Here is a 21,253-nt window from a genome sequence, read left to right on the forward strand (position 1 = left end):
TCACAGAAACCACACAGGAAAGGGCCTGGTCCGGGTCTCATCCCCAGACCAGGCCCCGTGCGTTGGTCAGAGCTCGATCAATGCCTGTCCGCCCTGGACGGCGTCGCCGGGCGAGACAAGGACGGCGACGACCTTACCCGCCGCGGGGGCGGTGATCTCGGTCTCCATCTTCATGGCCTCGAGCACGAGCAGGACCTGCCCGGCCTCGATCTCGTCGCCGTCGGCCACGAGGATCCGGGCGACGGAGCCGGCCAGCGGCGCCACGACGGCGTTGCTGCTGACGGCCGACACGGACGCCTTCGTGGGGATCTGGTTCGAACCCCCGTTGACGCCGATGACGATCGGACCCAGTTGCGGACGCTCCTCCTGCTCCACCTCGACGTCGATTTCATACTCCGTCTGATTGACGGTCACCTTGAGCTTCATGCTTTTCCTTAGCGTACGTGCGGGACGGAGCGGTCATGGACGCGGCCGCGGGTGGCGGCGCCCCAGCGGTTCTGTTGGCCGAACCTGATGGCGCGGATCTTCGGCTTGTATCCGAAGTACGCCGCAAGCGCGGCGCCGATCGCAACCAGATCCTCCTCAGGGACCGCCTGCTGGGCCTCCAGCTTGGCGACCTTTGCCTCGAGACTCGAGACCTTCTCGGTGAGCGCCACGACGGCGTCGCGCAACTCCTTGAGCGTGGTGTCTTCCATGTCCGCCTCCGATCAGGCCGGCCCGAGGCCGTGCTTCTTGGCGGGACGCAGCTCGCGCTTGCTTGCCAGCAACTCCAGCGCCATGGCGATCTCGTGCCGGGTGTCGGCGGGGTCGATGATGTCGTCGACGAGTCCACGGCTGGCCGCCATGTACGGCGTCGAGAACGTCTCGCGGTACTCCTCCACCAGTTCGGCGCGCTTCGCGTCCTGGTCCTCAGCGGCCATGATCTCCCGGCGGAACACCACGTTCGCCGCGCCCTCGGCGCCCATGACGGCGATCTCCGCCGTCGGCCACGCGAACACCTTGTCGGCGCCCAGGTCCTTCGAGCACATCGCCAGGTAGGCGCCGCCGTAGGCCTTGCGGAGCACGACGGTGATCTTCGGAACCGTCGCCGCCGAGTACGCGTAGAGCATCTTCGCGCCGTGGCGGATGATGCCGTTGTGCTCCTGCGCGACGCCGGGAAGGAAGCCGGGGACGTCGACCAGGTTCACGATCGGGATGTTGAACGCGTTGCAGAAGCGGACGAACTTGCTCGCCTTGTCCGAGGAGTCGATGTCGAGCACACCGGACATGACGCTCGGCTGGTTCGCGATGATGCCGACGGTGCGTCCCACGACGCGGCCGAAGCCGACGACGATGTTGCGCGCCCAACCGGCCTGGACCTCAAGGAAGTCGGCATGGTCGACGATCTCGTGGATGACCTCGCGGACGTCGTAGCCCTTGTTCGACTCGACCGGGATGATCTCACGCAGCTTCGGGTTGGACTCCACCACATCGTCGGGATCGACGACCGGGGCATCCTCCGTGTTGTTCTGCGGTAGGAAGCTCAGCAGCTTCTGCGCGATCAGGATGGCCTGCTCGTCGTCGTCGGCCACGAAGTGCACGACGCCGGAGCGACCCATGTGCGCGTCCGCGCCACCGAGATCATCCTGGGTGACCTCCTCGCCCGTGACCTGCTTGATCACGCCCGGGCCCGTGATGAACATGTGGGCCTTGCGGGTCTGGATGATGAAGTCGGTCAGCGCTGGCGAGTAAGCCGCGCCACCGGCACAGGGGCCGGAGATGATCGAGATCTGCGGCACCGCGCCCGACAGGAGGACGTTGGCGTAGAACACCTTGCCGTAGCCGGACAGCGAGTCGATGCCCTCCTGGACGCGGGCACCGCCCGAGTCGTTGATGAAGACGAACGGCGTGCCGGTCATCAGGGAGGCCTTCAGCGCCTCGGTGACCTTGATCGAGTGGGCCTCGCCCGCCGAGCCACCCATGACCGTGAAGTCCTGGCTGGCGATGTGCACCGGACGACCGAACACCAGGCCGGAGCCGGTGATCACGCCGTCGGCCGGCATGTCGGCCTTGTCCATCCCGAAGGTCGTGGTGCGGTTGCGGCGGAACGCGCCGGTCTCCTGGAACGAGCCGTCATCGAGGAGCGCTGCCACGCGCTCGCGGGCAGTCAGCTTGCCCTGGGTGTGCTGCTTCTCGAGCTTTGCCTCGCCGCCGCCGCATTCGACCTTCGCGCGACGCTCGGCGAGCTGCTCGAGGCGCTCTTCCATCGTGTACTGGTGAGCCACTGGGTTCTCCTTAGACGGGCTCGACGGTGACGCTGTGCGCCTTGCCGCCGATGGTCACGTTGTAGTTGACGGGGACTTGGATGCCGGGCAGATTGCCTGCGGCCTTCGCGGCCTCAGCCGCCAGCTGGGCGGGGGTCTTGCCGACATTCTTCGGACCCTCGGCACGCGAGGCGAAGAACTTGGGCGCGACGCCCGGGAACATCGCGTTCGTGAGCACATCCTCCTCAGAGCCGTCGAAGCCCTCGAGCAGCGCGGCCGACTCGGCCAGCTGGTCCCACTCGGGCTGCAGCAGGTCGGCAGGGCGCTCCGTGATGGGCTCCTTCTTGGCCTGGGCCTTCGCCAGCTCGACGACCTCCTCATTGCGCTCACCGAGGCATTCGCCGTAGTAGCCGAGCATGAGGTCGGCGAACTCGCCGGTCATCACCTTGTAACGGCCCATCAGGACGTTGAAAACGGCCTGCGTGCCGACGATCTGCGACGACGGGGTGACGAGAGGCGGGTGACCGGCGTCGGCCTTGACCCGCGGCACCTCCTCCATCACCTCGCGGATGCGGTCCCCTGCGCCCTGCGCCTTCAGCTGGGACTCCATGTTGGAGAGCATGCCGCCGGGAATCTGCGACGAGAAGATGTCGGTGTCGACGAGGGTGGCCGACTCGAACTCCTTGTACTTCGGCCGCACCTCGGCGAAGTGGTCGCGGATGCGCAGCAGGCGCTCCATGTCGAGGCCCGTGGTGTACTCGGTGCCCTCCAGCATCGCGACGAGCGACTCGGTGGGATTGTGGCCCGGGCCGAGCGACATCGACGAGATGGCGGTGTCCACGACGTCCGCGCCGGCCTCGATGGCCTTCATCAACGAGACGAGGGTCACGCCGGTGGTGGAGTGACAGTGCACGTTGATCTGCACGTCGCCGTAGGTCTCCTTGATGCCCCTGACGATGTCGTAGGCCGGCTGCGGCTGCAGCAGCGCGGCCATGTCCTTCAGCGCGATCGACTCCGCGCCCATGTCGAGGAGCTGGCCCGCGAGCTTGATGTAGCCATCGACGGTGTGGACCGGCGAGACCGTGTAGCAGATGGTGCCCTGCGCGTGCTTGCCGACGGCCTTGACCGCGGCCATGGCACGGGCCATGTTGCGGGGGTCGTTCAGAGCGTCGAACACGCGGTAGACGTCCATGCCGTTTTCCGCGGACTTCTCCACGAACTTCTCGACGACCATGTCCTCGTAGTGGCGGTAGCCGAGGAGGTTCTGTCCGCGGAGCAGCATCTGCAGACGCGAGTTGGGCATCAGTTCACGGAAGGTGCGAAGCCTCTTCCAGGGGTCCTCATTGAGGAAGCGGATGCAGGAGTCGAACGTGGCGCCGCCCCAGCACTCAACGGACCAGTATCCGGCCTTGTCGATGTCGTCACACGCGGCAACCATGTCCTCCATGGCCATACGCGTTGCCATCAGGCTTTGATGCGCGTCACGGAGCACTACCTCGGTGACGCCGATCTTCCGAGCTGTCATGAGGTCAATCAAACCATGGGCAACTTCGCCCCGTGAGGGGACCCCCGGTTTCCGCGTATGGGAAGCGTGTGCCTGTCTCCCGACCGGGTTTCCGCCGCGTGACGCGGGCGTTCCGGGCACCGCAGGACAGGCGCGGAACAGGGAGACGGGCCGCCCCGTCGGGGCGGCCCGTCCACGTATGCGATAGGTGCCTGGCTACTCGTCGTCGAACTGGATCTTCCTAGATTCTTCGACCATCCAATAGCCGCGCCGCTTAACCTGTAACTCCACGCATGACGTACTCGCGCTGAAGTTTAGTAACCGGCTAGTTATCGTGGTGAAGCTATTACCTCAAAACGATCGTTTCGCCGACCCTATCGTTGGCGGTGTGATTGGTGACTACGTTGTTATCCAAGTTACCTCCTAAGGTGCGACCAACAGGTTAGGAAGTAGGCTACGCCCGGTTCCGCGAGAGTTCAAGAGGAATCTTCAAAATTGTTCGCACAGACCGCGGGAACGCTCTCCATCCCTTGTCAGTCCCGTTTGAGGCGCCTCGCCGCCCAGGACGGGCCATCGAAGAGAGGGCCGACGGGAGCCTCGCGCCACCACCCGCGCCAATATGTTCGATTCTTCCGCACGGGATGGCCCCACGGAGCCAAGCAATCGAACGAGAGCCTGCCGGATGTGAATTCGGCGAAGGGTGAGCGAACCTCCTTGTACCGCGGTCGTGCACCTGCCAACATGGCCCGCGTGGAGCCGCTCGAGATAACCGACCTGATCGCGCACCCGCACGTGATACAGGCGGAGGCAGCTGCGCGGCTGCGCGCGTCTGGACAGGAAAGCGCGGCCCGCCTGGTCGAGGCGCTCCCGGCCGTCGACGGCGTGCTCGACGAGGCTCAACGCCGGCGGTTGTTGAGAAGGATCCACGCGGAGATCCAGCGCCTCGGAGAGGAACTGCAACTGCCGCGTCGGGTGGCTGAGGAACTCCGGATCATCTCCTCACGGCGCCGGTTCACCCGCGTCATCGACGTCGGCTGCGGAGCCGGCTATGTCCTGCGCAGCCTCGCCCGTGCCAGGGCCCTGCCCGGCGTGGAACTGATCGCCACCGACCTCGACGCAGAGCTCATCGACATGGGTCAGGAGCTCGCGGCCCTGGACGGCTGCGACGTGACCTTTCGCGTGGCCGACGCGCTCGTCGTCGCCACCGACGGCACCCCTACCGTGGTGATCTCCACAGGGTTCCTGCACCACCTGCGCCGCGACGACGTCGGGCCGTTCCTTGCCCGGCACGAGACGCCGGACGTGGTCGGCTTCCTGCACTACGACCCGGAACCCGGCTGGCTGACGAACCTCGGGTCGCGGGTGTTCCACCGGAGTCGGATGCGCGAGCCGATCTCGCGGCACGACGGCAATCTCTCCATGCGACGAGCGCACCCTGCGCGCTTCCTGCTGCACACCGGAGCCATGGCCGCACCATCGTTCGAGCTCGCGTGCCGCGACGGCCAGAGCCTGCTGCACGCCTTCCGCCCGCTGGTTGGGGTACGCCGGTGAGCGCGGCGCTGTGGACCGTCGCCGTCATCGCTCTGCTCGACGGCGCGTTCAGCGGGTACCGCGCGGCGCAGGGAAGGACGGGCCGGCTCCCCTCCTGGCGCCGCGACGCCGTGGCGCACCTGCGCGGCGTCGCCATGTGGCTCCTGTTGGTTACCGGCCCTGTCGCCGTCGGGGTGGCGCTGGTCCCCGCCGACACCAGGCTGGCAGCTGCCCACGCGCTGCTGCCGGTGCTTGTCCCCTACGCGGCGGCGACGGTGCTGACCGTCGCCGCGTGTCAGCTCGCCGTCGAGCCGCTGGCGGGCCGCGAGATCAGCTGCTGAGCATCACCTGGCCGCCGGTCACGGGGACCGCCTGGCCAGTCTCGTACTCCTGCTCGACCAGGTAGTACAGCGCACGCATGACGTCGGCGCCGTACGTGCCCCGGCGTAGCGGCACCTTCGCCTCGTAGAACTCACGCACGTCGTCGACGGTCTCCGCTCCGGGAACCTTCCCGGAGCGGAGATACTGCACGAAAAGACCGCGGTCCGGGTCCGACCACAGCGGGCCGTCATAGAAGTTGCCCGGGCAGATCGCGTTGACCTTGACGCCGTGGTCGACCATCTCCAGCGCGAAGCTCTGCACCAGGCCGATCCCTCCGAACTTCGATCCTGCGTAGGCGCCGTTGCGGTTCGAGCCGACGAGGCCGGACTTCGAGTTGATCTGCACGATGTCGGCCAGCCAGGCCGGAGCTGTGCGGTGCTGCGCGGCCAGCAGGCCGCCCAGGTGCTTCACGATCAGGAAGAACGCCGTGTAGTTGATGTCGGTGGTCAGCTGGAACGCGGACAGATCCTGTTCCAGCACTCCCCCGGCGCGGACGACGCCCGCGTTCGAGACGACGAGGTCGAGGCCGCCGGTGATGGCCGCGATCTGCTCGGCCATCGCCGCCACGGAAGCCTCGTCCGCGACGTTGACGGTGATCGGGAACGTCGTCGGGCCCAGCTCCGCGGCGAGCGCAGCCGCGCCGTCGCCGTTCAGGTCCGCGATGTACACGAAAGCACCCGAGGCGACGAGACCCTTGACGATCTCGGCACCGAAGCCCTGCGCGCCGCCGGTGACGATGGCGACCTTCCCCCGCACGACGCCCGCACGGGCGTCCGCCGCGGAGGCCGCGGCGTCCTTGCCGTGCGGGAGCGGGGTCGGCGCCCCGACGGTGCCCACGCTGAACGCGTATTTCTCCTCGCCGACGACGACGCCGATCTGGCTAGGGAGCTCGGCCGCGGCAAGAGCCGCCGGAAGATCGTCGACGGTGCCCGCCTCGACCCAGCTGACGGCCCAACCCGAGCCGTCCGGGAGGTCGTAAGGGACGGGGACGACGTCGAGCTTGTAGCCCACCTCGTCCTCACCAGCCACGCGGGTCACGGCCACCGGGATGCCCAGGCGATCGAGGTAGGCACCCCTGACAAGGGGCGCGATCTGCACGATGCTCATGAGATCTCCCTTGCGGCCTCTTCGACGGTGGTCCCGCCCGCGACGACGGCGCGGCCGGCAGCCGAGTATCGGGCGATGCGGTCGGTCAAGGAGGCCCCCGCGAGCGAGGAGCCGGGCGCGAACAGGCCGAGGTCGGGGTCGACCTCCGCGAGCAACTCGTGCGCAACCATCGCCCATGTCGCCTCGTTCAGGTGGCCCAGCTCGGGGCGCTGCAGCTCCGGGCAGTTGAACACCTGGCGCGGCGTGTTGATGTCCACGCCGGACACCTCGAGCAGCCCGTGCTCGGCGGCCAGCGTTGCGATCCGGGCCATCTGCTCGGCCGTGTTGCGCGGCGGCATGTAGGTGATGGCCGGCATACCCAGACGATCGAGCTCGTCGAACAGCACGTCGAGGAAGTCATCCTCGAACTTCTCCGCCTTCTTGTCCCCAGTCGGCGACGCCGTGACGTCGCCCAGGTAGGCGTAGCACGGGATAGCTCCGATCGACGTGGCGAAGGCGATCACCTCGGCCATCGTCGGGCACTCCACGCGGTCCGGGACGATGTAGATCTGGTCGAGGAACTCGGCCTTGAGGACGCCCAGCAGGTCGAAGTTGAGGTGCGGGTTGGCTTCGTCGGCCAGCTGATCCGCCACCTTGCCCGACAGACTGAGGCCGAGCCCGGACAGCCCGTCGACCAGCGCCTGGCCGCGGCCGAACCGATCGATCAGCTTGGCGGCCATGGCCGACAGCAGGTGGCGCTCGGTCACCTCGCCGCCGTTACGGAACTGCGAACGGGCGACGAGGTCGGCGTCGAGGTCGATCAGCGGCGCGCCGAGTCGGCCGAGGATCTCGTTGGCCCGCTCCACCATCTGCCCGGTGCGCGCCAGGCGCGCCTCGCGGATCGGCACGAGAAACTCGGTGACCTCGTCGCGGCGGCTCGCGGGGATGCCCTGCACCGTCATGTACGCGATGCCCGCCGTGTCCGGGTTGTTCAGCTTCCTGTCGTTCAGCGGCGCGCGCCCCTCGGCGATCTCCTCCTCGCTGTAGAGGTAGACGCGGCACTCGAAGCCGGTGACCGCGCCCATGCCGAGCAGGCGCGCGGCCTCGGCCATCTCGGCGGCGCCCGCGGCGGAGTCGTGATCGACCGAGCCGACGACCATCAGCCCCGCCTCGCGGGCGCGCAGCGCCGCCCCCGCCGGAGCGTACGGGCTGAAGCTGTAGATGGTGTGCACGTGGTTGTTGGACTCCGGCACGAAGTCCGGGAACGCGGGCGCGCTCTGCAGGTACTCCCGCAGCGCGTCCAGCCGCTCGGCGGGTGTCGCCGTCGCGTCGTTGATTCTTTGCTTCATCGCTTCTCTTCCTCTGAAACTCCCGGGTGCCGTGCACAAACCTCTCTATGTCCGGGGCCACGCCCCATATAGGGCTGGACTCCCGTATAGAGAGATTCGTGCACGGTGGTCGGGTTCATTGGTTTCGACACGCCGGTTCACTAGCGCTCACGCGGCGGCTCAACCAGCGGTGGACTACAGGCCCAGGCGCGAGCGGCGGGCCAGCTCCGCGTCGGTCTGGTTCGAGCTCGGCACGTGGCCCGGCAGCGGGAGCACGCGCTCGTGGATCGCGTCCAGCAGCCACTCGGGCTGCGGGAAGAAGATCTTCTCGAGCTCGGCCGCCGGGGTGATCGCGTTGCGCGAGCCGACAACGGTGACCGGGGCGTCGAGGTAGTCGAAGGCCAGGGTCTGGACCTGCGAGGCGATGGTGTGCAGGAACGAGCCGCGGTCTACGGCGTCGGAGGTCAGCACCAGGCGACCGGTCTTCTTGACCGACTCCACGACCGGGTCGAGGTTGAGCGGCGCGATGAAGCGCAGGTCGATGACCTCGGCGGAGATGCCGTACTTCTCCTGCAGCAGGTCGGCGGCCTCGATGGCGCGGTAGAGCATGGGGCCGATCACCGCGATGGTGAGGTCGGTGCCCTCGCGGCGGACGACCGGCTCGCCCTCGGGGACCTCGTAGTAGCCCTCCGGCACGCCGTCGGTCTCGAACTGCTCGGCCACGTCGTAGAGGAGCTGCGACTCGAAGTAGACCACCGGGTCGGTGCCGCGCAGCGCGAGGTTCATCATGCCCTTCGCGTCGTACGGGGTGGCCGGGTAGTAGACCTTGAGGCCGGGCATGTGGCCGACGAGCGCAGACCAGTCCTGCGAGTGCTGCGCGCCGTACTTCGAGCCGACGGAGATGCGCATGACGAGCGGCATCTGCAGCAGGCCTGCGGACATGGCCTGCCACTTGGCCGCCTGGTTGAAGATCTCGTCGCCTGCACGGCCGAGGAAGTCGCAGTACATCAGCTCGACGATCGCACGACCGCCGGAGAGGGCGTAGCCGACGCCGGCACCGATGATGGCGGCCTCGGAGATGGGCGAGTTGAACAGGCGGTGGTACGGCAGCAGCTCGGTAAGCCCGCGGTAGACGGCGAACGCGCCGCCCCAGTCGCGGTTCTCCTCGCCCCATGCGGCCAGCGTCGGGTCGGTCGCGAAGCGGTGCGCGACGGCCTCGAAGATGGCGTCGCGGTAGGAGTAGGCCTTCGCCTTGGAGACGGCCTTGCCGCTCGCGTCGAAGCCGTAACGGGCCTTGGCCTTCAGCGACTTGACGCGGGCGTTGTCCTCCAGCGGCTGCTTGAGCTCGGGCTCGACGTCGAGGAGGGCCTCGACGCTCCCGTTGGAGTAGGTCACCGACTCGATGAAGTCCATGCCGACGCGCGGCGAGGACTCCTCGTCCTTCGTGGCGATCGCGATGATCTTGGTGAGACGCTCGTCGAACTTCGCCTGGATGTCGTCGACCTCGCCCTGGCTGAGCACCCCGTTCTCGACCAGGTATGCGGCGTAGTTCTTGAGGCCGTCGTGCTGCTCCCACAGCTCGACCTCGTCGCGCGAACGGTACGACGACGCATCCGACGGCGAGTGACCGGAGAAGCGGTAGGTGATGGTGTCGGTCAGCACCGGACCGCGGCCCTCGGTGAGGATCTCGCGCTTGCGACGCACGGCATCGGCGACGGCAAGCGGGTTCAGGCCGTCGACGCGCTCGGCGTGCATGCCTTCGGGGTTCACGCCGAGGCCGACGCGGGCGAGGATGTCGTAGCCCATGGTCTCGCCGGAGGTCTGGCCGCCCATGCCGTAGAAGTTGTTGAAGAAGTTGAACCAGATCGGCGGGTTGCCGTTCACGCCGTCGTTCCACAGGTTGCGGTACTGATCCATGGCGGCCATCATCATGGCCTCCCACACCGGCCCACAGCCCATGGACGCGTCGCCGATGTTGGCGATCACGATGCCGTCCTGGCGGTTGATCAGCTTGAACAGCGCCGAGCCGGTTGCGATGTCGGCGGAGCCGCCCACGATGGCGTTGTTCGGCATCGAGCCGAAGGGCGCGAAGAAGGCGTGCATCGAGCCGCCGAGGCCCCGGTTGAAGCCGGCCTTGCGGGCGAAGGTCTCCGCGACGGTGCCGTAGAGGATGAAGTTCTCGGCGAGGTCGAGCAGCGAGTCGTGGCCGACCTGCTCGGCGAACCCGAGGGTCTCGCCGTCGAGGAACGTCTTCATGATGTTCTCGAGCTCGGCCGGGTCCAGCTTGCGGGCGGCGGAGTAGCACTTGGCGAGGATCTCACCGTGGCTGCGGTGCGAGCCGAAGAGGAAGTCCGAGGGATCGAGCTGCGAGGCCTGGCCGACGACGGCTGACTCCTGCCCGATCGACAGGTGCGCGGGGCCGCGGTGGTTGTACTCGACACCGTTCCAGGCACCCGTTGTCTTGATCGAGTTCAGCATCGTCTCGAACTGACGCACGGCGATCATGTCGTGCAGGATGTCGACGAGGCCATCCTTGCCGTAGGCGTCGAGTTCGGCCTCGAAGTTCGCCTCGTAGGCGTTGACCGGGACCTCGGGCGCGGTGATGACGGACCGCGAACGCACGTTGCTCGGGTCGACGATGAGGTTGCGTGGCATGAGTTTTCGTTCTCCTTCTGGGCTCAGGCCTTGGCGGCCCAGGCCGCCTCTCGGATGAGTTCGCTGACGGTGGGGTGCGGGAACACGATCTGGCGAAGATCCGTCACGCTGAGTTCGGTTTCGAGGACGACGGAGGCGCCCCAGATCATCTCGGACGCGTACGCGCCGAGGACGTGGATGCCGAGCACGCGCAGCGTGTCGGCGTCGTAGACGAGCTTCGCGGAGCCGGGAGCGCCCAGGCCCTGCTCGGCGACGAAGCGGCCGGACATGTAGCCGGGGACGGTGACCGAGGTCGCGTTCAGCCCTGCGGCCTTGGCCGCCGCCTCGGTGTAGCCGATCCCGGCCGCCTCGGGGTTGGTGTAGATGGCCCACGGGACGGCGTTCCAGCGCATGACCTCGCCGCGGCGGTGCGCCTCGGGGTCGAGGATGTTCGCGACGGCGATCTCGCCCATGCGGTAGGCGGCGTGCGCCAGCAGGGACCGGCCCGTGACGTCGCCGACGGCCCACACGTTCGGCAGGTTGGTGCGCATGCGATCGTCGACGACGACCCCCTTGCCCGAATACTCGAGCCCGGTGGCCTGCCAGTCCTGCACGGCGGGGCGGCGCCCGACAGCCATCAGCACGGCCTCGGCCTCGATGGTCGCGCTCGCGCCATCCTTCGTCTCGTAGTGCACGGTGCCGCCGTCGATCTGGGTCACGCGGCACTCGAGATGCACGGTGACGCCGTCGAGGCCCTTCCGGAGCTGCGCGGCGAGCTCGGCGTCCATGAACGGTGCCACCTCGGGCAGCATCTCGACAACGGTGACCTCGGAGCCGAGCATCGCGAAAAGGCTGGCGAACTCCAGCCCGATCACGCCGCCTCCGATGACGGCGAGCCGCTTCGGCACCTCGGGGATCGACAGCATGCCGGTCGAATCGACGACCCGTGGGTTGTCCTTCGCGCCGGGGATCGGCGGCATGACGGGCACCGAGCCGGTGGCGAGGATGACGTGGTCCGCGGCATAGGTCGTGCCGTTCACCGAGACGTGGCCCGGACCGTCGAAGGTGCCGTAGCCCGGGACGACGGTGACGCCGGCCTTCTTCTCGGCCGCGCCGACGCCGCCGACGAGGGCTGCGACCGTCTTGTCCTTCCATTTCTGCATAGCCGACCAGTCGACCGTGAGTCCCGTGGCGGTGACGCCCAGCCGGGAGCCGTGCAGCGCGTGCTCATAGGTCTTCGCCGCGTTGAGCAGGGCCTTCGTGGGGATGCACCCGACGTTCAGGCAGGTGCCGCCCAGGGAGTCGGCCTCGACGAGGAGGACCCTCTTCTTGGCGTGTCCGAGGCGCTCGGCGGCGATGTAGCCACCGGGGCCGCCACCCAGGACGATGACGTCGAACTCAGCCACGCCCGTCACCCCAGCACCGTCACGTCGATGTTCTCGACGTAGCGCACGAGGTCGGCCAGGAAGCGGGCGGCGTCCGCGCCGTCGATCACGCGGTGGTCGGCGGTCAGCGAGAAGCCGATCCGCTGCTCGACGCCGAACGAGCCGTCGGCGTTGACCTTCGCGCGCGGGAAGATGGCGTCGACGCCGAGGATGGCCACCTGCGGCACGTTCAGCAGCGGGGTGAAGGACTCGATGCCGAGGCCGCCGAGGTTGGAGACGGTGAACGTCGCGCCGGAGAGCAGGTCCGGGTTGATGTTGCCGACGATGGCCTGCTGGGCCAACTCCTTCGACGTCGCGGAGAACTCGCGCAGGCCCATCTCGGAGGCGTGCCGCACTGTCGGTACCAGGAGGCCGCGGGGGGTGTCGCACGCGAAGCCCATGTGAACCTGTTCGAAGGTTGTGAGCACGCCGTCGGCCAGGTGAGCGTTGTGGCTGGTGTGCTTGGCCGCCGTCTTGACGGCGGCGAAGCCGACGAGGTCGCCGATGGTGACGGCGTTCAGGCCGAGCTCCGCGGGCGCGTTCTTCAGCCGCTTACGGAGGGCGAGCAGTCCCGCGGCGTTCGCCGTCGTGGTGTAGGTCAGCTGCGCCGAGCTGGCCAGCGAGTACATCATGCGGTCCGCGATGGTCTTGCGGATGCCCTTGAGCGGCGCGGTGGTGCTCGCCCCGGGGAACTCGCCGCGAGCGACCGGAGCAACGGGAGCGGCGACAGCAGCCGGGACCGCGGCGGGGGTCGTCAGGTCGGTGGTGGTCACGCGGCCACCGAGGCCGGTGCCCTGCGCGCCCGATCCATGCGCGCCGGCACGGGCCGCGCCGCGGGTGGCGTCGGCGAGGGCGGCCTTGACGTCGCGCTCGATCACGCGGCCGCCGGGGCCGGATCCCTCCGCGACCTCGGCGATGTCGAGGGAGTTGGCGGTGGCGAGCCCGCGGGCACGCGGGCTGGAGGCGCCGGTGGCAGCGGCGCGCTCGGCGGCCGGGGCCTCGGGCGCGGCCTGCTCCGCAGCGGCCTCTGCCACAGCAGGGGCCGGCTCGCCGTCCTTGCCCTTCCAGCCGGCAGCGTCGAGCGCGGCCTTCGGGTCCTCGCCCGCGGCGCCGACGACGAGCAGCGGCTCCTTGACGGGGACGTCGTCGCCCTCGTCCCACAGCAGCGCGAGCACGGTGCCGCCGGCGCTGGTCGGGACCTCCATGGTGGCCTTGTCTGTCTCGACCTCGCAGACGATGGCGTTCTCGGCGATCTCGTCGCCGACCTTTGCCTGCCACGAGACGATGAGGCACGACTCCACGGAGTTGCCTAACTGCGGCATGACTACGACTGTTGCCATACTCCCTGTTCCTCTTTCCCTAGGTGTGCACAACGGAGCGCGCGCTAGACGATGCGCAGCTGCGTGTGCTCTTGGATTGCTTCGGCTGCCTCCTGCGAGAGCCCGGAGTCGGTGAGGACCCCTGTGACTCCGCTCAGCGGCAGAAAACTGACAAAACCGGCCTGGCCGTACTTCGATGAATCGACGACGAGCCACGTCTCCTCCGCGCGGTCGCGCATCTGCGCGGCGACCTGCCCACCCTCGACGAAGCGGGTGGTGAGACCGCGCTCGGGGGAGAACCCGTCGGTGCCGAGGAACGCGATCCGGGTGTTGAACGACGCGATAGCGCGTTCCGCCGTCGGGCCGACGAACGACTCAGACTCGCGTCGGAACACCCCGCCCGTGAGGATGACGGTCAGCATCGGCAGCGCGCGGGCGTTGGCGAAGGCGAGTGCGTTGTTGGTGACGAGCTGGACGCCGCTACGCCCGGAGAGGTACTTCACGATCATCGCCGTTGTGGTGCCGGCCTCAACCATGACGTTGTCGTCGTCGCGGACCATCGCCGCCGCGGCCTGTGCGATACGCGCCTTCGCTTCAACGTTCAGCTTCTCGCGCTGCAGGATGGTCTTGAGTGTCGCGGGCCTCGCGCCGCCTCGCGTGCGCACCAGCATTCCCTGCTGTTCGAGCGCGCGGAGGTCGCCGCGGATGGTGACCTCGGAGACTCCGAAGTCCGACGCGAGCGCGGAGACCATGAGCGTGCCGTCGTCGCTGAGACGCGCCATGATCTCGCTCTCCCGCTCCGTGCGTTCGACCGTCATGGTCCTGTCACCGCCTTCGTTAACCCATCGAAGAGCTTTCGTTAGACTTACGATAACACGCTTCAAGGCGCTTTCGAAAGCAGAGATAGGTGGGATCTGGCGGAGCTAGCGGCGGTCGGCGCCGAACCAGACGAAGACCGCGCCCACCGTCGCGGCCACGGTGCCGACGAGGAGCAGCATGGGGACGCCTGCGGCGTCGAGCACGACGCCTCCGATCAAGGCGCCGACGACGCTGCCCGCGGAGAACGTCATCGTTATGTACGCCTGGCCGCGGACGCGCAGCGCGGCCGGGAACAGCCGGTTGACGTAGTACACCGTCGCGGGGATGACGAGCCCGAACCCGGCGAACTGCAAGACCTGGGACAGGTAGAGGACGGCCAGGTTGGGCGCGAGGTAGGCGGCGAGGTTCTTCACCGCGAACCCGATGCCGCCGACGATGAGCAGCGTGCCCGGCGTCCAGCGGGAGATGAGGCGCTCGAAGAACACCATGGTGGGCAGCTCGACCATGGCCGCGACCATCGCGGCCAGGCCCATGGCCCCGGCGTCACCGCCGTGGAAGTCGACGATCTGGAAGAGGAAGGCGTTGACTAGGGTGTGGCTCGTCATCCCGAGCATGATGCCGACGAGCAGCAGGGAGAAGAGCTTCCAGGCGCGGCGGTCGAGCGCCGGGGGATCGCTCAGTCGCGCCGGGTCCCGATGGCCGACGGCCGGTTCCCCGGCGGCCTCAGCAGCAGCGCGCTTCCTTGACACCGAAGAGGCGGCATAGTCGGTGGCCGGAGCCGCGGGGTGGCGGAGGATGAACGTCGCGGATCCCGCGACGAACACGGCGGCGGCGACGATCAGCAGCAGCGCGACGGCCTTGGCCGACCTCGCGGCGATGAGGGCGCCGGCACCCACGGAGAGGAGGGCGAACGTGACCGAACCGCAGGCGCGCGCCACCCCGAAGTTCACGCGGAATCCCTGGGCGACGGCCGCCATGCCCAGCGAGTTCACGAGCGGCTGGACCACCTGGACGAGCGCCACGAGGAGGCCGTAGGTGACGGCGGTCAGGAACCCTTCGCCCTGCGGCAGGAGCGCGGCGGCCAGGGCCGCGACGACGATGCCACCCAGCACGAGCCACAACCTCAGCGGCACGCGCGACCGGTCGACGATACCCGCGACGATGGGCTGCACCACCGTCGCCACGGCGCCTGCGACGGCCAGCAGCACGCCGATCTGCGCGTTGCTCAGCCCGTGCGCGAGCAGGTAGACGCTGGCGAAGTTGACGATGAGGCAGAAGGCGCTCCAGTATGACGACTGGACCACCGCGTAGCGGGCCGTGAGCACGACGGCCATCCTTGCATGCGCCTCTCGCCCTCGCGCGCCCCTCAACGGACTACCTCCTCCCGCGAGCTCTCTCGGGAAATCGGCCAGTGGCCGATTTCGGGAGGTGGAGCGGGAAGGAGCGCGGGGGCTGGGACGGGTGTGGAGATGCGGAAAGCGAGGAATCGGCGGCGGCGGAGTAGAGTAAGGGAGTTCGTCTCTTGACAGGATTTTCTTTGACCAACGATTTCGCCCGCCTCGGCGTGCCCGCGACCCTCGTCGCCGCGCTTGAGCAGCGGGGCATCACCACCCCAACTCCCATCCAGGCTGCCACCCTTCCCGACTCGCTGGCCGGACGCGACGTCCTCGGCCGCGGACGCACCGGTTCGGGCAAGACCTTCGCCTTCCTCCTCCCGCTCGTGACGCGGCTGGGCCAGAGCACATCGCGGCGGCAGGCCAAGCGGCCGCGCGCCCTCATCCTCGCCCCCACCCGCGAGTTGGCCTCGCAGATCCACGAGTCGCTCTCCACGCTGGCCGGACCCGCGAAGCTGACCTCCACCGTCGTGTTCGGCGGTGTCGGCCAGAACCCGCAGGCGGCAGCGCTCGCGAGGGGCGTCGACATCCTCATCGCATGCCCCGGGCGCCTGCTCGACCTCATGGAACAGCACCTCGCCGACCTCAGCGCCGTCGAGATCACCGTCATCGATGAGGCCGACCACATGGCCGACATGGGCTTCCTTCCCAGCGTCCGCCGCATCCTGCAGGCGACGCCGAAGCGCGGCCAGCGGATGCTGTTCTCCGCCACGCTCGATGCCGGCGTCTCGACGCTGGTGAAGCAGTTCCTGACCGATCCGGTCACGCACGAGGCCGACTCGGCGCTCTCCCCCGTCGGCACCATGTCGCACCACGTGCTGCGCATCGCCGGCGACGACCGCACCCAGGTGCTGGCGGAACTGGCCGCCGCGCCGGGCAACACCATCATGTTCACCCGCACGAAGCACGGGGCGAAGAAGCTGGTGAAGCAGCTGATCAGCTTGGGCATTCCCGCCGTCGACCTGCACGGCAACCTCAGCCAGAACGCGCGCACCCGGAACCTCGACACGTTCCATTCGGGCCGCGTTCGCACCCTGGTGGCCACCGACATCGCCGCGCGCGGCATCCACGTCGACGACGTCGCGCTCGTCGTGCACGCGGACCCGCCGGTCGAGCACAAGGCGTACCTGCATCGCTCGGGCCGCACCGCGCGCGCCGGCGCGGAGGGCACCGTCGTGACGCTGGAGCTGCCGTCACAACGCGCGGACGTACAATCCGTGCTGCGCCAGGCCAAGATTCGCCCGACGTTCACGAACGCCGCCCCCGGCGCGCCGGTCCTCACCAGCATCGCCCCTGGCGAGCGCACGTTCCTCTCCTCGTCGGAGGCAGCGAAGCTGGCGGGCGTCACCCCGAAGCAGCCACAGGGGCCTGGCAAGCCGAAGGCCCAGACCGCCGCCGGTTCGGGCCGTCCCGCCTCCCGCCCTTCGGGCCGGGGCACCGCACGTCCCCGCCAGCGCAACGGCCAGTCGGGCCAGGGCGCGACCAAGAACCCGTCGTCCACCCGGGGGCAGGCGCCGTCGCGCTCCCGCTCCGGCGCGGCTTCGACGACCACGCGCAGCGCCGCCGACTTCTCGAAGGGTTACCGCCGAGGCCGCTGACCCGACGCTTCCGAAGGACTGCCTCAGTTCGTGGATCCGCGCACGACGAGCTGCCCCGCGATCCGCATGACCCCCGAATGCGGTCGGCCGTCGATCGCGTCGAGGAGGCAGTCGGCCGCTATTCGGCCGATGTGATGCAAGTCGGGGTCGATGGTCGTCAGGGCGGGCCGCGCGCCTACGGCGATCGGATTCCAGTTGTCGGTGCCGATCAGCGCCACGTCGCTCGGGACGTCCTTGCCGAGGTCTCGCAGCGCATCGCCGACGCCACGGGCGATGAGGTCCGATCCGCAGTAGATCGCGTCGACGTCCGGGTTGGCTCGCAGCACCATCTGAGTTGCCTGCCTCCCCCACGCCTCGCTCCAGTTTCCGTAGTAGACCTGATCAACGAGCTCCAACCCGCCGGTCGTCAGTGCCGCGGCCAGGCCTTCCGCGCGCTCGCGTGCGGCATCGAACCGCTCGGGCCCCGTCACATGCGCGACCTTCGTGCGCCCCATCCGGATGAAGTGCTCCCCGGCGATGCGCCCGATCGCCACGTCGTCGACCACGACGGAACAGTCCCTCGGATCCGACGAGGGGGACAATGCGTAGACAACAGGGAACGACGGATCCACGGGAAGTGGAGAGCGACGGTTCGAGCTGCGTCCTGTGACGATGAAACCGTCGACCCGGCGGCGCTGCAGCGTCTCGACGTAGTGCCGCTCCCGGATCGGATCGTCTCGGCTGTCACAGAGGAACACCGAGATCTGTCCCGCGCCCAGCGCATCCTCCACGCCCAGCAGGATGGGCACGCTGAAGCGCGCGAAGCTGTCGGTGGTGATCAGCCCGACGGTGTAGCTGCGCTTGGGCGACGCGGCCGTCCCCCGAGGATGGGCCCCGAGCTGGAAGTTGAGTTCCTGAGCATCTGCGATGATCCGCGAGCGCGTCTCAGCGCGCAGCTGCCCCGTTCCGTTCAGCGCCTTCGACACGCTCCCTGGGGACACCCCGGCGCGCGCGGCAACATCCCGAATCGTCTTGCGTCCTTCCACCACGACATCACTCCTCGGCATGGGGCTGCGGCCCACGCGTCGTGAGCCTGCGCCTAGATTGTCAGAAAACAGCAAAAGGATATACGGAAACTCCTTGCGGAAACAGAAAATAGCCTCTTAGTGAGGCTTATTCTGGCGGGATGAGTAACTTCGTATAGAACCGCGCGTCTAACAAAGGAACGACCCGCTATCTGAGAGAATTTAGTTTGCACACTGAATACTCCAGAACGAGCCGCTCCGCATGAAGAATAGCACAGGACTGACCCGATCGCTCTTCACCGAACTGATGACCATCCTCAACACCACAGACCTGAAACACGCCGTGCCACCAATCCTCGGACTCGCTGCATCGGTGAAGATCACCCTGAAGTACCTGCGCCGCAACCGCACCCAAGCCGACATCGCCGACGATCACGACCTCTCCCAGCCCACCATCAGCCGAGCCATCACCACCGTCACCCCGGTCCTGGCCCACGCCCTGGCCGACCTGATCCCTACCGCCGAGGACCTGTCCACCGGCATCGCCTACCTGATCGACGGATCCCTGCTGCCCTGCTGGTCCTGGACCGACACCTCAGAGCTGTACTCGGGCAAACACCACACCACCGGCGTCAACGTCCAGGTCGCCACCAGCCTGGAGGGCCGGATCTTGTGGGTCTCCGACCCACTGCCTGGCTCGACACACGACGTCATAGCCCTCGACACCCACGGTCTCCTCGACGGCCACGACCCGACCCAGTTCATCGCCGACAAGGGCTACATCGGACGCGGCATGACCACACCAGTAAAGAAACCCATCGGCCGAGAACTCACCGAAAACGACAAGGAATACAACAAGACCGTGAACCAACTCCGCTGGCCCGTCGAACAAGCCATCTCCCACCTCAAAAACTGGCGCATCCTCCATACCATACCGACTACCGACGCCCCCTCAACACCATCGCCACAACAATCACCGCGGTCCTCGGGCTCTACTTCCTAACCAACCCGTGAATAAGCCTCAGTATCTCTTTTAGGTTTCCGAGCAAAGGAGTTCCGGCGTGACAGCAGTCGATCCCGACGCCACTACCCCCGCACCGCCCGCGGGCTCACCACCGCACGGATAGTGCCTCCGTAGTCGGGGATCAGGGCCAGTGCAGCCGCTTGTCCCGACAACGCTGCGGCCGCTCCGCCACGGCGCGGCGCGGATCACGGACGGCTTCCTAGCGGAACTTCAAGACGGAAACCGGAAAACGTCGATCCCTCACGGACATGTCCACCTCTCGGAGCAACAGGCATGGGCCAACCTCGAGAACGCTGCCGCCCGTAGGGTTGGTGAGGCCTACCACGGCCCCATGTGGGAGGACGGCGAGGTCTTCAAATGGCTTGAGGCCGTTGCCTGGCACGAGGGTCTCGACGCGGACGAGGTCATGGGCCGGTGGCTCGACGACTACAGCGACCTGGCGCGGCGTGCGCAGGCGGACGACGGCTACCTCAGCACCTTCAACCAGGCGGCGGGCAAGCGAGGGCGATACGAGTGGATCTCCTACGACCACGAGATCTTCAACATGGCGACCCTGATCCAGGCAGCGGTCGCGCAGTATCGCGCCTCGGGACGGACGGTCCTGCTGGACGTGGCCTGCCGCGCCGCCGACCATCTTGCGGAGACCTTTGGCTTCAACAAGCGAGCGGAGTTGTGCGGCCACCCGCTGGTGGAGATGGCCCTCGTCGAGTTGTACCGGGTGACGGGAGCGCAGCGCTACCTCGATCTCGCCTCCTACTTCGTGGAGCATCGCGGCCACGGCACGCTGACAGACCCGACATGGCAGGGCTGGACCTCGGTGTACTTCAGCGACCGCATCCCTGTCCGGGAGACGGTCTATCCCGAGGGCCACGCGGTCCGGGCGGTCTACTTCGCCGCGGGCGCCACGGATGTCGCGATCGAGACGGGCGACCAGGAACTGCTCGATGCCCTGCGCACCCAGTGGGACAACATGGTCGGCGCCAAGATGTACGTCAATGGATCCCTTGGTTCCCGGTGGGAGGGCGAGGCCTTCGGAGATCCGTACGAGCTGCCCAACGATCGCGGCTACGGCGAGACCTGTGCGGCCGTCGCCTCGATCCAGTGGAGCTGGCGGCTGCTGCTCGCTACGGGCGATGCCAAGTACGCGGACCTGATCGAGCGGCAGCTGTACAACGCGGTGCTCTCCGGCGTCTCGCTCGACGGCGACAAGTACTTCTACGTCAACGCGCTGCAGGTGCACCGCGACGCGCTCGTGTATGACGGCCGTATGCCCGCCAACGGGCGACAGCCATGGTTCGGCACCTCCTGCTGCCCGACCAACCTGATGCGCACCATCGCCACCCTGCACGACCTCATCGCGACGTCGTCCGAGCGCGGCGTCCAGATCCACCAGTTCGCCTCGGCGGAGGTCTCCGCGGGCGACGTGAGCCTCGCCATGACGACGACCTACCCCTGGGGCCTCGACGTCGACATCCAGGTCACCGGCGCACCCGAGGACCCGCGAGAGCTCGCACTACGTATCCCCTCCTGGGCGGCCGGCGCGACACTGACCGTGAACGGCGACCCGGTCGAAGCGCCGGCAGGCGACTACGCGAGGATCTTGCGGACCTGGAGCGCGGGCGATCGGATCGCGCTCGTGCTGCCGACCGCACCCCGCGTCGTGCGCGGCCATCCCCAGGTCGACTCCACACGCGGTGCCGTCGCCATCGAGCGCGGACCGCTCGTCTACGCGGTCGAGCAGATGGACCAGCCGTCGGGCCTTGAGGTCGAGGACTTCCAGCTCGTCGACCTACACATGGCGGTGGAGTGGCGAGACATTCTCGGCGGGGTTCCCGCCGTGCTGGGCACGGCGCGCAGCGGACCTGACGGCGAGCCGCTGCGCGCCGTCGCCATCCCGTACTTCATGTGGGCGAACCGCTCGGTCGGGCCGATGCGCGTCTGGCTCCCCACGATCTGAATGAGAGG

The 21,253-nt window shown here is 68.0% G+C and carries 17 protein-coding genes; 5 read left to right on the forward strand and 12 right to left on the reverse strand.

The annotated features are described in order from the left end of the window. Positions 1–66: 66 nt before the first annotated feature. Genes IPJ61_RS02435 through IPJ61_RS02450 form a run of 4 tightly spaced genes read right to left on the reverse strand, consistent with a single transcriptional unit; the run spans position 67 to position 3,768 of the window. Positions 67–426, reverse strand: a complete 360-nt coding sequence (locus IPJ61_RS02435; RefSeq protein WP_297102647.1) for a biotin/lipoyl-containing protein — start codon at positions 424–426, stop codon at positions 67–69. 8 nt (positions 427–434) lie between these two features. Continuing rightward, positions 435–695: a hypothetical protein gene (locus IPJ61_RS02440; RefSeq protein WP_297102649.1), complete on the reverse strand. Its 261-nt coding sequence runs from the start codon at positions 693–695 to the stop codon at positions 435–437. A gap of 12 nt (positions 696–707) precedes the next feature. After that, complete coding sequence (locus IPJ61_RS02445) at positions 708–2,246, reverse strand: acyl-CoA carboxylase subunit beta (protein WP_297105473.1); 1,539 nt, start codon at positions 2,244–2,246, stop codon at positions 708–710. A gap of 28 nt (positions 2,247–2,274) precedes the next feature. After that, on the reverse strand, positions 2,275–3,768 hold the full coding sequence (locus IPJ61_RS02450; protein WP_297102650.1) for a methylmalonyl-CoA carboxytransferase subunit 5S: 1,494 nt from the start codon (positions 3,766–3,768) through the stop codon (positions 2,275–2,277). Positions 3,769–4,497: 729 nt separating this feature from the next. On the opposite strand from IPJ61_RS02450, the gene IPJ61_RS02455 reads away from it, so the two are divergent. After that, complete coding sequence (locus IPJ61_RS02455) at positions 4,498–5,298, forward strand: class I SAM-dependent methyltransferase (RefSeq protein ID WP_297102652.1); 801 nt, start codon at positions 4,498–4,500, stop codon at positions 5,296–5,298. Further along, positions 5,295–5,618 carry a hypothetical protein gene (locus IPJ61_RS02460; RefSeq protein WP_297102654.1) on the forward strand — a complete coding sequence of 108 codons (324 nt, stop codon included), beginning with the start codon at positions 5,295–5,297 and terminating at the stop codon, positions 5,616–5,618. The genes IPJ61_RS02455 and IPJ61_RS02460 overlap by 4 nt, the downstream gene beginning before the upstream one ends. Here IPJ61_RS02460 and IPJ61_RS02465 read toward each other — a convergent pair. The 7 genes from IPJ61_RS02465 to IPJ61_RS02495 all read right to left on the reverse strand — a co-directional run bounded on the left by IPJ61_RS02465 (position 5,608) and on the right by IPJ61_RS02495 (position 15,593). After that, positions 5,608–6,765, reverse strand: coding sequence for an SDR family NAD(P)-dependent oxidoreductase (locus IPJ61_RS02465; RefSeq protein WP_297102657.1), 1,158 nt, complete (start codon positions 6,763–6,765; stop codon positions 5,608–5,610). The genes IPJ61_RS02460 and IPJ61_RS02465 overlap by 11 nt on opposite strands. Next, a complete protein-coding gene (locus tag IPJ61_RS02470) occupies positions 6,762–8,093 on the reverse strand; it encodes a PHP domain-containing protein (protein WP_297102659.1) in 1,332 nt (443 codons plus the stop codon). The genes IPJ61_RS02465 and IPJ61_RS02470 overlap by 4 nt, the downstream gene beginning before the upstream one ends. Positions 8,094–8,267: 174 nt before the next feature. Beyond that, positions 8,268–10,727: an alpha-ketoacid dehydrogenase subunit alpha/beta gene (locus tag IPJ61_RS02475; protein ID WP_297102661.1), complete on the reverse strand. Its 2,460-nt coding sequence runs from the start codon at positions 10,725–10,727 to the stop codon at positions 8,268–8,270. Between the two features lie 23 nt (positions 10,728–10,750). Next, positions 10,751–12,112, reverse strand: coding sequence for a dihydrolipoyl dehydrogenase (gene lpdA, locus IPJ61_RS02480; RefSeq protein WP_297102663.1), 1,362 nt, complete (start codon positions 12,110–12,112; stop codon positions 10,751–10,753). A gap of 5 nt (positions 12,113–12,117) precedes the next feature. Next, positions 12,118–13,470, reverse strand: coding sequence for a dihydrolipoamide acetyltransferase family protein (locus tag IPJ61_RS02485; RefSeq protein ID WP_297102664.1), 1,353 nt, complete (start codon positions 13,468–13,470; stop codon positions 12,118–12,120). Positions 13,471–13,514: 44 nt separating this feature from the next. After that, positions 13,515–14,267 carry a DeoR/GlpR family DNA-binding transcription regulator gene (locus IPJ61_RS02490; RefSeq protein WP_297102666.1) on the reverse strand — a complete coding sequence of 251 codons (753 nt, stop codon included), beginning with the start codon at positions 14,265–14,267 and terminating at the stop codon, positions 13,515–13,517. A gap of 105 nt (positions 14,268–14,372) precedes the next feature. Further along, a complete protein-coding gene (locus tag IPJ61_RS02495) occupies positions 14,373–15,593 on the reverse strand; it encodes an MFS transporter (protein ID WP_297102668.1) in 1,221 nt (406 codons plus the stop codon). A gap of 212 nt (positions 15,594–15,805) precedes the next feature. On the opposite strand from IPJ61_RS02495, the gene IPJ61_RS02500 reads away from it, so the two are divergent. Then, the gene (locus IPJ61_RS02500) at positions 15,806–17,260 is read left to right on the forward strand and encodes a DEAD/DEAH box helicase (RefSeq protein ID WP_297102670.1); all 1,455 of its coding nucleotides are present in this window, start codon (positions 15,806–15,808) and stop codon (positions 17,258–17,260) included. 23 nt (positions 17,261–17,283) lie between these two features. On the opposite strand, the gene IPJ61_RS02505 is transcribed toward IPJ61_RS02500, so the two are convergent. Beyond that, positions 17,284–18,288, reverse strand: a complete 1,005-nt coding sequence (locus tag IPJ61_RS02505; protein WP_297102671.1) for a LacI family DNA-binding transcriptional regulator — start codon at positions 18,286–18,288, stop codon at positions 17,284–17,286. A 238-nt stretch (positions 18,289–18,526) separates the two neighbouring features. Here IPJ61_RS02505 and IPJ61_RS02510 point away from each other — a divergent pair, with 238 nt between their 5' ends. Further along, positions 18,527–19,267 (forward strand): transposase family protein, encoded by a 741-nt coding sequence (locus IPJ61_RS02510; protein WP_297102673.1) that lies wholly within the window; start codon positions 18,527–18,529, stop codon positions 19,265–19,267. Positions 19,268–19,418: 151 nt separating this feature from the next. Next, the gene (locus IPJ61_RS02515; protein ID WP_297102675.1) at positions 19,419–21,245 is read left to right on the forward strand and encodes a glycoside hydrolase family 127 protein; all 1,827 of its coding nucleotides are present in this window, start codon (positions 19,419–19,421) and stop codon (positions 21,243–21,245) included. Positions 21,246–21,253 lie beyond the last annotated feature (8 nt).

The organism is Tessaracoccus sp., from assembly GCF_016714275.1.
Classification (GTDB): Bacteria; Actinomycetota; Actinomycetes; order Propionibacteriales; family Propionibacteriaceae; genus Arachnia.